This is a genomic window from Moritella yayanosii (assembly GCF_900465055.1).
GTDB classification, from domain to species: domain Bacteria; phylum Pseudomonadota; class Gammaproteobacteria; order Enterobacterales; family Moritellaceae; genus Moritella; species Moritella yayanosii.
Window position 1 is genome coordinate 1,099,677 of the sequence record NZ_LS483250.1, and the last position, 13,477, is coordinate 1,113,153.

10 protein-coding genes are annotated in these 13,477 nt (G+C 40.8%); 2 read left to right on the plus strand and 8 right to left on the minus strand.

Annotated features, from left to right (window positions below; all coding sequences use genetic code 11):
* Nucleotides 1-61: 61 nt before the first annotated feature.
* The 8 genes from MORIYA_RS04915 to bioB all read right to left on the minus strand — a co-directional run bounded on the left by MORIYA_RS04915 (nucleotide 62) and on the right by bioB (nucleotide 10,189).
* Nucleotides 62-2,428 (minus strand): efflux RND transporter permease subunit, encoded by a 2,367-nt coding sequence (locus MORIYA_RS04915; protein WP_112713191.1) that lies wholly within the window; start codon nucleotides 2,426-2,428, stop codon nucleotides 62-64.
* A 1-nt stretch (nucleotide 2,429) separates the two neighbouring features.
* Complete coding sequence (locus tag MORIYA_RS04920; protein ID WP_232011515.1) at nucleotides 2,430-3,614, minus strand: WD40/YVTN/BNR-like repeat-containing protein; 1,185 nt, start codon at nucleotides 3,612-3,614, stop codon at nucleotides 2,430-2,432.
* Between the two features lie 113 nt (nucleotides 3,615-3,727).
* Complete coding sequence (locus MORIYA_RS04925; protein ID WP_112713193.1) at nucleotides 3,728-4,747, minus strand: AraC family transcriptional regulator; 1,020 nt, start codon at nucleotides 4,745-4,747, stop codon at nucleotides 3,728-3,730.
* A 200-nt stretch (nucleotides 4,748-4,947) separates the two neighbouring features.
* Nucleotides 4,948-6,324 carry a hypothetical protein gene (locus MORIYA_RS04930; protein WP_112713195.1) on the minus strand — a complete coding sequence of 459 codons (1,377 nt, stop codon included), beginning with the start codon at nucleotides 6,322-6,324 and terminating at the stop codon, nucleotides 4,948-4,950.
* Nucleotides 6,325-6,443: 119 nt separating this feature from the next.
* Entirely contained in the window at nucleotides 6,444-7,142 is a 699-nt protein-coding gene (gene bioD / locus MORIYA_RS04935) for a dethiobiotin synthase (RefSeq protein ID WP_112713197.1), read from the minus strand.
* Between the two features lie 37 nt (nucleotides 7,143-7,179).
* Complete coding sequence (bioC, locus tag MORIYA_RS04940; RefSeq protein WP_112713199.1) at nucleotides 7,180-7,965, minus strand: malonyl-ACP O-methyltransferase BioC; 786 nt, start codon at nucleotides 7,963-7,965, stop codon at nucleotides 7,180-7,182.
* Entirely contained in the window at nucleotides 7,962-9,107 is a 1,146-nt protein-coding gene (locus MORIYA_RS04945; protein ID WP_112713201.1) for an aminotransferase class I/II-fold pyridoxal phosphate-dependent enzyme, read from the minus strand. The genes bioC and MORIYA_RS04945 overlap by 4 nt, the downstream gene beginning before the upstream one ends.
* Complete coding sequence (gene bioB, locus MORIYA_RS04950) at nucleotides 9,107-10,189, minus strand: biotin synthase BioB (protein WP_112713203.1); 1,083 nt, start codon at nucleotides 10,187-10,189, stop codon at nucleotides 9,107-9,109. Before bioB ends, MORIYA_RS04945 begins: the two co-directional genes overlap by 1 nt.
* A 91-nt stretch (nucleotides 10,190-10,280) precedes the next feature.
* Between bioB and bioA the strand changes: the two genes are divergently transcribed.
* Nucleotides 10,281-11,579, plus strand: coding sequence for an adenosylmethionine--8-amino-7-oxononanoate transaminase (gene bioA / locus MORIYA_RS04955; RefSeq protein WP_112713205.1), 1,299 nt, complete (start codon nucleotides 10,281-10,283; stop codon nucleotides 11,577-11,579).
* Nucleotides 11,580-11,991: 412 nt separating this feature from the next.
* Entirely contained in the window at nucleotides 11,992-13,392 is a 1,401-nt protein-coding gene (gene asnS, locus MORIYA_RS04960) for an asparagine--tRNA ligase (protein ID WP_112718450.1), read from the plus strand.
* Nucleotides 13,393-13,477 lie beyond the last annotated feature (85 nt).

Consider the following 13,477-nt stretch of genomic DNA (forward strand, 5'->3'; position numbering starts at 1 on the left):
GGGCTAACCCAAATGGATTAACCCTTTTAATGACAGCCATGTTAGTTAATAATGCATCATGTTATGCCGCGTTACTTTTTTCTTCTTCCAATTTAGCCAGTTCCGGTGACGCTACAACTTGCGTATTACCACCAATTTTTAACAACCAAGCTAGTGCAGGTAATAAACACAATGCCCCCAGCATATTCCAAATAAACATGAAGGTGAGCATCAAGCCCATATCAGCCTGAAATTTAATTGGTGATAATACCCAAGTACATACACCAATAGCCAAGGTGACACCGGTAAACGCAACGGCTTTGCCCGTACTAGATAACGCATATTCATAAGCGTCTTGTAAATTATCGCCCATTTTTAAACGTGCAGACAGCTGACTATAGATATAAATACCATAATCCACACCAATACCCACACCAAGCGCAATTACTGGCAAGGTAGCAACTTTAACGCCAATACCTAAGGTTGCCATTAAGGCTTGACCTAAAATAGACGTTAATGCCAGCGGCAAAATAATGCATATCAAGGTTTTTATCGAACGGAAGGTGAGAAAACAAAGCACCCCGACCACACCATATACCCACATCAACATTTGATATTGGGCTTTTTCAATCACGCTATTTGTCGCGGCTTCAATACCCGCATTACCCGCAGCCAAGGCGAAATTAACATTCTTGGTTTTATTGGCTTCAGTATAAGCGGTTATATCAGAAATTACCGTCTCAAGTGTATTTGCCTTATGATCATCAAGATAAATGATGAGCGGTAACATGCTACAGGTATTGTTCATAAACGCAGCTGGCGCCCGTCCTACAGCAGCATTAAGCACTAATTGATTGGGACTTAAACCTTGCCATTTAGGGTTGCCTTCATTCATACCTACAATGGCTTTTTTGGCAATTGTAGCGACCGACAGGGTCGATTGCACCCCAGGTATACCTTCGATATGCGCCTGTAATCGATTCACTGCATTCAACGTGTGGTAGCTGCTGCATTGCTCAACTGGTGTCTCAACCATTAATACCATGATGTCCGTACTGGCTTGATAATTATTAGCAACATACGCATTATCTAGATTATAACGGCTATCTGCCCGTAATTCTGGCGCTCCAGCATCCAAGTCGCCAATTTGCAGCGATTGCCCTTGATACAAACCAACGACAAGGCAAAACACACCAAATACCAGCACCCGTTTCGCCCATTTAGCATCCGCAAAACGGCTAAATACAGTGACAATAAGTGGGGTCTTTGATTGTTCTGCTAATAAGTACTTAATACCTGCCGGAGAAACGCCGGTCCAAGACATCAAGATAGGTAACAGAACTAAATTAGTTAATAAAATAACCGCGACACCAACACTGGCCGCAGTTGCTAGATCTTGAATAACCTGAATTTCAATTACATTTAAGGTAATAAAACCAAGTCCATCACTTAACAATGCTATCAACCCCGGAATAGCTAATGCTCTAAATGCAAGGCGCGCCGCCTGTTCCGCTTTATTTCCAGCAGCCATATGCTGACCAATCGCACTAATCAGTTGCACACCATGACTTACCGCAATTGCAAAAACTAAAAACGGTACGAGCATTGAATAAGGATCAAGCCCTTGCCCAAGTAAATTAAGTAGCCCGAGTTGCCAGATAACTGCGACTAATGCACAAGTCACAGTTACAATCGTACTTCTTAAACAACGACTATATAAATACAACAAAACAAAAGTAATAACGATTGCGGTAATAAAAAAGATAACCACTTCCGCCGCACCGGCAATAAGATCACCCACAACCTTAGCAAATCCGGTAATGTGGATCTTAACGCCATTAACTTCATACTTACTGCGAATATCTTCTAATGTAATAGACAATTGATTGTAATCTAATGGCTTACCAGTTTCAGGGTTGATGCTCATCAAGGGTAATAAAAATACCGCCGATTTAAAATTATCACCAACCAAATAACCAACTTGTCCAGATAACATGACATTACGACGTAGTCTGTCTAGCGTTCGCTGGCTACCATCATAATCATTCGGAATAACTGTACCACCAACAAAACCATCTTCAGTTACCTCCGCCCAAGTCACGTTTGAAGTCCAAATTGATTTCATTCCAGAGCGGTCCACGCCAGATATAAAAAACAATTCATCATTCAATGCACGCATCTGTTCTTGAAATTCAGCATTAAAAATATCGCCGCGCTCATTCTCAATAACAACACGGACACTATTGCCTAAACTGGCCAACTCTTCTTTATAATTTAAGTAATTTTGAATATATTCGTGTTGTACTGGGATCATTTTCTCAAATGACGCACTGGGTCTCACCAAACTTGCGTTATACGCCAAAAAAACGGTCAGCAATACGATCACTGCAAACACAATATATTTAAAACCAAATAACTGTTTCTCGATCCAAATAGTAAGTTTTTCCATATTACTTCAGACCTCCCTGACCTAATTTACTTTTGCTACTTGCTTGCCAACCACGTAATCCTGTCGTGATCACATTATCATCGACAATTTTAACTGAAGTGATATCAATACGTTGATTATTTTTTGAGATGTTTTCGAAGGTATTACCGTTATAGACTAGCTTTAATCCACCAGCGCCAACTAATAACAGTTCTTGGTTATTGAGCCAATCAGCAGAAAAAATATGATTAGTCACACCGGTATCGAGGTGTTGCCAAGTCGCGCCTTGGTCTTGTGAAGCAAACATATTGCCTCGTAATCCATAACTATAAAGCGATGTACCGTTAACTTCGATACCAAATAAAGAACCAATATAATCGATGTTTAACGAACGCCAGTTCTGACCTTGATCTGAGGTTGCCATGCCCAAACCCGCTTCACCAACGATATAAATATTATTGTTATCATCTATCGTTAACGAATTAAGGTGAAACCCTTCTGGATTGGGTACTTGATATCCTATATATTGCCAGTTTTCACCTCCATCTTTAGTCTCCAACATCGCGCCATAAGCACCAATAACAAGACCATAGTTTGCCGCGTTAAAGAGCACATCAAAAAACGCAATTTCAATACCCGAATTAACCGTTAAATCTTCTAATTTATACGACGCATCATCGAGTTGCATTTCAAGTTCATCAAGACTATCTTCATCGATACCGGTACTCTGTGCCAGTTCAAACTCAGCCGTTAATAACGTAACTTGAACCTCTAAACTAGTTTTAAGCAAACCGGTTAATTGGATACCATCGAACACCTTACTCCAATTATACCCACCATCTATTGTTTTTAATATGACCCCTTGATGACCTACTGCCCAAGCCACTTTATCATCAATAAACTCCACAGCCGTAATTGTCGTTTGTACGGGGACGTTAGCCTGAACCCAAGCTGAATCAAAATTCTCACGCACTAAAATACGACCGTATTCACCGACCATAATCTGACGCTGCTGGAAATGATCAATCTCTAAAAAAACACTTTTCTCTACAAGGTTATTCATTTCTGCTGCAACCTGTAACACATTATTGTCCACATAGTTGGTTGCTTTATTTAACGCTTGCTCTTCGCTGGCACTGTGCACTGGTAAACTTAATGCACATAACAGCGCAAGCGATTTTTTATCCATACTTGACATTTTTATCATCTTAATCCCTTAAGTTTTCGAAGGTCTTCTCACTAAGACCTCAATTTTGTCATCAAATGGCAATCTATTTACCGCTTGGTATAACCAATTCTGCCGTGCGCATTAACGGTTATTTACGAATGGCAATGTTCTCCTCGATAAACGCCGGGAGTCACACCTTTCCAACGTTTAAAAGCACGAGAAAAATTAGCCACATTAGAAAAACCTAACAGGTAGCTTATTTCCCCCAGCGATAAACGATTTTGATTTAAGTGCTGTTCAGCCGTTGTTTGGCGAATATTTTCAACTAAATCTTTATAACTTGTACCAGAATCATTCAATTTACGCTGTAAGCTACGTTGACTAAAGTTCAACTTTTCCGCCACAAAATCAATATTGGGTACACCCGTCGCCATCAACGATACTACTTCTGAACGAACTTGGCTGACCACATTATTACAATCAAGGCTGGCAAGATAATCATCTGCCGCTTTATCATTCAGCAAAATAAGATCAGGTGCAAAATTTGGTAGTCGTTTTAATAACAGTTCACGATCCATCACTAACATAGGTTGACTGGAGTTGAACACAACCGTACAGCCGGTATAGGCTTCAAATTGGTCAATACAACGTGCATCAGCGGTCGTATACATTTTGACTGGAGCAAAGCCCGGATTCGAAAGATCACGGCATATTTTGATGATAGATAGCAACATCGTTAATTCGAGTTGCGAGCCAATACGATTGATATTATCAGCAGACACATTGAGGTTTAGCCCAAGGTAACAGTACTGTTCATCTTCTGTTAAATTAATCCGACAGGTACTACTAAGCACCCGATCATAATGAACTAAACGGATAAATGCGTCTTGTAATGATGATGATGCTTGCAGTGCATAGCCTAACGCATGAAATGTGGTCGCAACGATGCATTGACTCACTTTAATCGGTAAAAGTGGATCATCCGTCAGTGTGACGGATTGTTCGAATAGTTTATTACACAGGCTAACAGGGACACGACTACCTACGTTGGTTATTTCATCAATGCAAACATCTGATTTTGATAGCAGTTCGAACGGTTCTATACCTTTCCACAATAACGCTTTATAGAGAGCAACTAACCAGCCTCCAATAACATCCCCTTGACCATCCATTGCCAGCGCTCCTTTGCTTATATACCTGTCACTTCATTCATTATGGCTTAAGATAGGACATGTATCTTAATTAAACCTGAACACATAGAACAAATATTTCACATGAGCAACATATTGGCAACATATTTAATGCAAAAGTAGGAGCTCCGCATCATAATAATTCAAACGTTTAATTTAATTATCATAAAGGTATTAAATAACTAAAGGATCTCGCTAAATACATCCGCCGCTTCAATGTCAAGAATACCAGAACGGTTCACTGTTATTTTATGACGTTGATAAACAACTTTAGCGCTGTCATCGTGCAAACCAACAACGACATTAACTTGATAACGTCTTTCAATCTGTTCTTTAGTTATTTTACCGTCGTTTTCTGCATATACAGCACCCGTACCGCGTTCTAGAAAACGGATCAAAGGTCTAACACTAAAATAAATCTGTTCTTGGATCCGATCATAACCCGCTTGGAAGCCTTTATTACTTACCTTCGTATCTAATCGATAGTGTAACAAAATTGATTCTTGCTTATTTTGCGGTCGACGACGATACAAAACGTCACGCACAACCGCAGGTAATTTACTCTGATTAATATAATCAAGCCATACGCGTTGCTTTGAAATAACTTGCTTATTTGATGTATCAATAAGCAACCGTGACCACTTTGGTCGACCTTTACGGATCCAACGCCATAACGTATTGTTGAATTCATCTTTAAAGATCTCTCTGAAACCATAAATAACCGACAACACACCAATCAACGCATAGGTCAGTCCTTTTAACTCACCTTGAGCAAAAAGTATGAGCGTTAATACGATCACCATCACCAAGGACGTTGCTGCACCTTTAACGATTTTTTTCTGATGTTTGCCCAACTGTTGAGTTTCTTCTTTAAAAATCACACCATGCTCGATCAATCGACGTAATAAACGCATTTTATTGGCGATTCGATTGGGGTCTAACAAGGTATTTGCAGAATTATAACTATGTTCTAAGCGATACTTAGCTTCACCGCGACAAAAACCAATAACTTCCGCACGTTCATCAAGAAAATCATTGCTCTTTTTACGCTTGGATAATGCCTTATAACAGCACTGCTCGCTGAACCATGAAAGGTAGTTGTCAACGTTGTTAAAATAGGCTCTTAGTTTTTCATCGGCAGGTGCATTACGGCGAAATTTTTTGATAATTGATTTAGCGACATCAACTAATTCGATCAAAGCTAAATAAAATAATTGCGGCTCAATTTGCTGCTGAATATTGCGGATGTCTTTTTCAAAGGCTTTAGCAAATTGATACGCAAACAAATTCAAATTCACACGATACTCATCAGGAGAACGTTTCATTCGACTGGCAAAACGGCTTTGTACTAATGGCAGGTGTAAACCCTCTGAATAATACGCTCGCTTACCTTGAATTCCACGGTAAAAATAATCTTCTTCCGTTAACGTTTGCGGATTAATGCCCATCTCGTTAGGTAGCAAAAAATACACGTCTACACGACGATAGCCACCTTGAGGTATAAGATGGTTAAGTTTAAATGATAATTTATCTTCTTGTTTTAAAACAATCTTAGCCACGCCTTATCTGTCCTTTAATTATTACACGTACTCCTGCATCACGTCATAAATACCCACCAGTAAATATAGTCTGAGTACCTCTGTATTGTGGGGCATTTTGTGACTCAGTATATTATCCTTTACAACGACAAATAAGAAGTTAAATTCAGATAGTTAGCTGATTTTTCATTTTTCTCTTCTATTGATGTAAAATAAGGCATTTCACCCATCAATGGCGCTGATAATGCCACCGTTAATGTGTCGATCATGTCATCATAATTAGCAATATCCGCGGAGAGACTGTTGGCAATCCAACCAACCAAATTTGCGTCTGAATGCAGGATCGCTTGTGCCGATAATATCGCATGGTTCAAACAGCCTAACTTGATCCCTACTACAAGAATAACATCTAACTTATTTTCAGCTACCCAGGATGAAAAATAGTGCCGATTATCAATAGGAAGGTGCCAGCCACCAGCGCCTTCGATCACCATAACGTCAATGTAATCTGGCACTTGATTAACTGACGCGTCCACTAACGCCAAATCAATAGACTCACCCTGTTTAAGTGCAGCGATATGTGGGGCAATCGGTTCTTGATAAGCAATAGGGTTAACAATTTGATAAGCTAATTGATGCGAGGCATGCTGTTGTAATAACAATGCATCTTCATTCCGCAATCCCGTCGATGTTAATTCACACCCCGCAGCAATTGGCTTCAAACCAACCGTTTTTAAACCTAAATTATTCGCGTAGTCCAGCACAGCACAACTAACCACAGTTTTACCGACATCAGTATCAGTACCGGTAATAAATATTTTTTTTGTCTTATTTGTCATCAATGACCTTGTATACTATTTCTTAAATTCAGCTGTCTTAACGTTTACACAGTAAGCAATAAGCGAGTTTATAACTAAGTGGTAACAACCCTTGATTGCCCCGTAATGTTTCGTAGTTAGCTTTAAATGCTCTTAGCTCACCTCGCGTCGTCGGTTTTGAATTTTTATCATGTACGAGATTAGCGCCAATGCCTTTCAGGCTGTGCATGACTTCTTTTACACTAGAGTAATACATCGTTTGTATTTCAACGTGGAAGATTTCGACACTTAAACCTGATTTTAATAACGCCGCTTTAATTTCGCCTTCCGACAGAAAACGATTTACATGGCGATGTGCGTTAACCGTTGACCATGATAGGGTTAATTCATCAAGGCTACCCGCTACTAAGGTGCTAAATAGCATTAAGCCCCCTGGTTTTAAACAACGCGATACTTCAATTAACGGCACAGCTAAATCATCACACCACTGCAATGCCAGATTAGATACACACAAATCAATACTATTCGACGGTAATGGTAACGCCTCCGCATCACCATTCAACCAATAAGTCGGTATCGTTAATTGATGATGTGCTTGAGCGTGAGCAAGCATGCCAAAAGACAAATCAACCGCAATTAACTGCTTACTACACTTCGCTAATACGGGTAATAATGCACCGCTGCCACAACCGAGATCGACCGTCGTGTTATAAGCACGATCATTAACACTATGGGGTAAATATTGTAATAAAATATCACTGGACAAGCGCTGTAATATGGCATGTTGATCATAACTTGTCGCAGCTTTACTAAAACAACGGGCGACAGCATGTTTGTCAATCATGAAGCACCGCCATTATTTATATTTAACGCTTCTTGCAGCCGAGTCAGTAATAAATCAATATCTTCAATACTATGATTAGCTGATAACGTAATACGTAAACGTGATGTACCTTGCGGTACCGTCGGCGGGCGAATCGCTTTAACCAATAGGCCTTTACTCGCAAGGTACTGACTTATTTTTATCGCCTTGCTCGCATCGCCAATAATAAGTGGTTGAATAGCGCTATCCGATGGCATTAAGGTAATGTTACGTAAAAAACATTGTTGCTTAAAATAACAAATAAGTTGATTTAAATGCACAACTCGCCATGTTTCTGTCAGCATGATCGTTAACGCTTTATCTATACATAGCGCCATTGCAGCTGGCATTGCGGTCGAATAAATATAAGGTTTCGAAAAGTTAACTAAATATTCGATAACGTCTTTCGAAGCAGCCACAAATGCCCCTGATACCCCCACAGCTTTACCAAACGTTGCCATATATAAATCAACATCACTGGCTAATAAACCATGCTGTTTAAGGCTATTTTGTCCCTGCGGTAAGACCCCAAAACCATGTGCATCATCGACCAACAACCAGCTGTCATGGGCTTTGCATTGCTGACTAATCGCACGTAAATCTGACATATCACCATCCATGCTAAACACACCTTCTGTAACAACCAGTGAGTTGGCATGCTTAGGGCGATAATGAGTTAGGATTTGAGCCAGGTGCCCACTGTCATTATGCTTAAACCGTTTCATGGTTGCTGGTGAATAAACCCCCGCTTCAATTAATGAAGCATGATTGAGCTTATCCTGGATCAGCAAATCATTTTTATTTAACAAGGCTTTGATTAACGCTTGGTTCGCACTGTAGCCAGAGTTAAATAATAAACTTGATTCATAACCCGTTATGTCAGCTAACTTTTCTTCTAGTGCAGCATGAGCAGGAGTATAACCCGTCACTAACGCAGAACCACCGCTACCAACGCCATGCTCGCTTGCGCCACGCTGCCATGCCGCAATAACATCAGGGTGTTTAGAAAGTCCTAAATAATCATTAGCGGAGAAATTAATCGCCTCATTACTTACCGCCCGCGTGCGTAACAGAGATTGTGTTTGCTGCTGGCGTAATGCTTGGGTAATGAATTCAAAAGCCATTAATGTGCAACACTCGTCGTATCAGCATGCTTTGTATCAACCGTTGTCGCGTCATAAAACAGTGACGGTGACGCCTGCTCTGCTATTTCATCGAGTAACTGCGCGGATTGTGCTTCATCACTGGCTTCACGGATACGTGCAGGATGCAATCCAAGTTTCTTAAATAAACGCTTATCACTGTCTTCATCCGGATTGTCCGTCGTTAACAATTTACAACCATAAAAGATTGAATTAGCACCGGCCATAAAGCAAAGTGCTTGCGTTTGTTCGCTCATCGTCTCACGACCAGCAGATAAACGGACATACGATTTAGGCATTAATATACGTGCAGTAGCTATGGTACGTACAAACTCTATTTCGTCTAAATCGGGTGTATCTGCAAGCGGTGTTCCTGCCACTTTAACTAACATGTTAATTGGCACACTTTCAGGGTGGTGCGCTAGGTTAGCCAGTGATTTGAGTAGACCAATACGATCAAGTTGTTGCTCACCCATGCCAACGATACCGCCAGAGCATACTTTCATGCCAGCTTCACGCACATGATCTAAGGTATCTAAACGGTCTTGATAAGTACGCGTGGTAATAATTTGTTCATAATACTCTTCAGACGTATCAAGATTATGGTTGTAATAGTCTAAGCCCGCTGCAGAAAGAGATTGTGCTTGTTCCGGCGCTAACATGCCTAACGTCATGCAAGTTTCCAGTCCCATGGCTTTAACGCCTTTCACCATATCAATTAAATACGGCATATCACGCTTATGGGGATGTTTCCAAGCAGCCCCCATACAAAAACGACTGGCGCCATTCTCTTTCGCTTCGGCAGCGCGTTTAAGCACTATTTCTACTTGCATCAAGCGTTCTTTCTCAATACCCGTTGTATAACGTGCGCTCTGTGGGCAGTACTTACAATCCTCCGGACAAGCACCGGTCTTGATTGATAACAGCGTACTGATTTGCACACTGTTTGGATCAAAATTCTGACGATGCACCGTTTGAGCCTGAAACATCAAATCATTAAACGGTTGGTTAAATAGTGCTTCAATCTCATCAACTTGCCAATCATGGCGAACGCTGTTAGTCATTTAAAATCCTTTATTTGAATTTGTGCTTAAACTCGATTAGTCTATCCAGCATAGCCGCAAGGTCAACCCAATACCAAACCCAAGGTTTACAATGACTCAAAAAACACACAAAGAATCAATGCAGTTCGACCAACAACACATCTGGCACCCTTATACATCGATGACAAAACCGTTACCTTGCTATCACGTTGATAGTGCTGAAGGTGTTTATCTAACGTTGAATGACGGGACCCGACTAATCGATGGTATGTCTTCTTGGTGGGCATCGATTCACGGCTACAACGTCCCTGCACTCAATCAAGCAATGCAGCTACAAGCCAGTAAAATGTCCCATGTCATGTTTGGTGGTATCACCCATCAGCCAGCTATCAATCTGTGCCAAAAATTAGTTGATATTACGCCCGACGGTCTAGAGTGTGTGTTCCTCGCAGATTCAGGCTCAGTCAGTGTCGAAGTGGCAATGAAAATGGCGATTCAATATTGGCACCATCAACAACCGACCAAGAAGAAGTTTGTCACCATACGCAATGGTTATCACGGTGATACTTTTGGGGCGATGTCGGTATGCGATCCTGATAATGGCATGCACGAATTATTCACCGGTTTCTTAGCACCACAATTTTTTATTGAATCTCCAACAATCAAATTTAACCAGCAATGGCAGCAAAGTGCCATGCAAGGTTTAGAGCAAACCTTAATTAACCATCACCAGCACATCGCAGCATTTATATTAGAACCGATTGTACAAGGTGCTGGTGGTATGAAGTTTTATCACCCTGAGTTTTTACGCCAAGCAAAATTACTGTGTGAACGTTTTGAAGTGTTATTGATCGCGGATGAGATAGCGACTGGTTTTGGTCGAACCGGAAAATTATTTGCTTGTGAGCATGCTGGCATCACACCTGACATAATGTGTTTGGGTAAAGGCATTACTGGCGGTTACATGACTCTGGCAGCGACATTAACAACCCGACACGTGGCAGAGACTATCAGCAACGGGCCAAGCGGGGTTTTAATGCACGGGCCTACATTTATGGGTAACCCCCTAGCCTGTGCAGTCGCCAATGCCAGTATCGATTTATTAATGACCAGTGACTGGCAACAACAAGTCGCGCGCATTGAAAAACAACTGCAACACGCAATACTGCCTTTGGTTGATCATGACAATGTCAGCGATGCGCGTGTACTTGGCAGTATTGGCGTTATTGAAACCAAACAATCTATCGATTTGGCGAAAGCACAAGTGCGGTTTGTTGAATTGGGTGTATGGATCCGGCCTTTTGGCAAACTGCTATATATCATGCCCCCTTATATTATTTCAGAGACAGAATTGGACACATTATGCAATGTGATCAAACAAGTACTTGATGCCGACATTTGGCTTAAATAACCTATTACCAAAAATCAATTTAGCTTTATCTTGGTTTGACTTGCGGTGACATCAACATAGTCTTTGCTAAACTATGGGTACCACGTCTACATTTGTGACATGTGTACTTAATAACAATTAATGTCACAGGCTTAAAACAGCGTAACGCGAGTCAAACAAATAGCCCCCAATAAAACCAAGTCGTAGCATGTTAAATCAAACGAGTTTACTGCAACAAAAGAAAAAGCAAATTAATTACCATTAAAATCCTCAATTATTTGCGATTATCAATGTTTATTTACTAAATAATAAGCAAACAAAATGATTTTTCATTGTTTTTACTTGTATCCTGCAACTGCAAAGGTAATATAACCTTACTTAATAATCATCATTCACTCAGCAAGAGCTTTTTATGCTGGAGAGCAATAATCCTATGACGCATACGTCAGTTAAAGATATTCTTGCCGGTAAATTCCCGGTAGGCAGCACAGTTACAACAAAAGGCTGGATCCGCACACGTCGCGATTCTAAAGCCGGTATCTCTTTCCTCGCTGTTTATGATGGTTCGTGTTTCGATCCTATCCAAGCAGTGGTAAGCAAAGATTTACCAAACTACGCAGAAGACGTATTAAGTCTTACTGCAGGTTGTTCAGTAGAAGTTACAGGTGTAGTCGTTGAATCACCTGGTAAAGGTCAGTCATTCGAAATCCAAGCAACAGAAGTTATTGTTCTTGGTTTAGTAGAAGACCCAGACACTTACCCTATGTCAGCAAAACGTCACAGCATCGAATACCTTCGTGAACACGCTCACCTTCGTGGCCGTACTAACGTAATGGGTGCGGTTATGCGTGTCCGTAACTGTTTATCACAAGCTATTCACCGTTTTTTCCATGAAAATGGTTATAACTGGTTAAGCACGCCACTTATCACAGGCAGTGACTGTGAAGGTGCTGGCGAAATGTTCCGTGTAAGTACACTGGATATGAATAACCTGCCTTTAACTGATAAAGGTGATGTCGATTACAACCAAGATTTCTTCGGTAAAGAAACATTCTTAACTGTATCAGGTCAATTAAATGCTGAAACTTATGCATGTGCAATAGGTAAAGTTTACACATTCGGCCCAACATTCCGTGCAGAAAACTCAAACACAACGCGTCACCTTGCAGAATTCTGGATGGTTGAACCTGAAGTTGCGTTTGCAGATCTTGATGATGTGGCTAACCTTGCTGAACAAATGCTTAAATATTGCTTCAATGCAGTATTAGAAGAACGCCGTGACGATATGGAATTCTTCGCACAACGCATTAACAAAGATGTGATCACTCGCCTTGAAGAATTCGTTACTTCTGACTTTGCACAAGTTGAATACACTGACGCCATTAAGATCTTAGAAGAATGCGGTAAAGAATTCGAATTCCCTGTTTCTTGGGGTATCGATATGTCTTCTGAGCACGAACGTTACCTTGCTGAAGAACACTTCAAAGCACCTGTTGTTGTTAAAAACTACCCGAAAGACATCAAATCATTCTACATGCGTATGAATGACGATGGTAAAACAGTTGCAGCAATGGACGTACTTGCACCTGGTATCGGCGAGATCATCGGGGGTAGTCAACGTGAAGAACGTTTAGATATGCTTGATAAGCGCTTAGAAGAAATGGGCCTGAACAAAGAAGATTACTGGTGGTACCGTGATCTACGTCGTTTCGGTACAGTGCCACACTCTGGTTTTGGTCTAGGATTTGAACGTTTAGTGTCTTATGTAACTGGTATGCAAAACATCCGTGACGTAATTCCTTTCCCACGTGCGCCACGTACAGCAGAATTCTAATTTAAGTGTACTGTTAGTTTTAAAATAGAAAGCTAACCACTTAAAACAAAAAGGCTGGTGAGATAATTATTTATCTTACCAGCCT

What these genes read in the sequence shown, in the direction of transcription:
- MORIYA_RS04915 (WP_112713191.1), bottom strand. Translation starts at nt 2,428, where the DNA reads ATGGAAAAACTTACTATTTGGATCGAGAAACAGTTATTTGGTTTTAAA.
- MORIYA_RS04920 (WP_232011515.1), bottom strand. Translation starts at nt 3,614, where the DNA reads ATGATAAAAATGTCAAGTATGGATAAAAAATCGCTTGCGCTGTTATGT.
- MORIYA_RS04925 (WP_112713193.1), bottom strand. Translation starts at nt 4,747, where the DNA reads ATGGATGGTCAAGGGGATGTTATTGGAGGCTGGTTAGTTGCTCTCTAT.
- bioD (WP_112713197.1), bottom strand. Translation starts at nt 7,142, where the DNA reads ATGACAAATAAGACAAAAAAAATATTTATTACCGGTACTGATACTGAT.
- bioC (WP_112713199.1), bottom strand. Translation starts at nt 7,965, where the DNA reads ATGATTGACAAACATGCTGTCGCCCGTTGTTTTAGTAAAGCTGCGACA.
- MORIYA_RS04945 (WP_112713201.1), bottom strand. Translation starts at nt 9,107, where the DNA reads ATGGCTTTTGAATTCATTACCCAAGCATTACGCCAGCAGCAAACACAA.
- bioB (WP_112713203.1), bottom strand. Translation starts at nt 10,189, where the DNA reads ATGACTAACAGCGTTCGCCATGATTGGCAAGTTGATGAGATTGAAGCA.
- bioA (WP_112713205.1), top strand. Translation starts at nt 10,281, where the DNA reads ATGACTCAAAAAACACACAAAGAATCAATGCAGTTCGACCAACAACAC.
- asnS (WP_112718450.1), top strand. Translation starts at nt 11,992, where the DNA reads ATGACGCATACGTCAGTTAAAGATATTCTTGCCGGTAAATTCCCGGTA.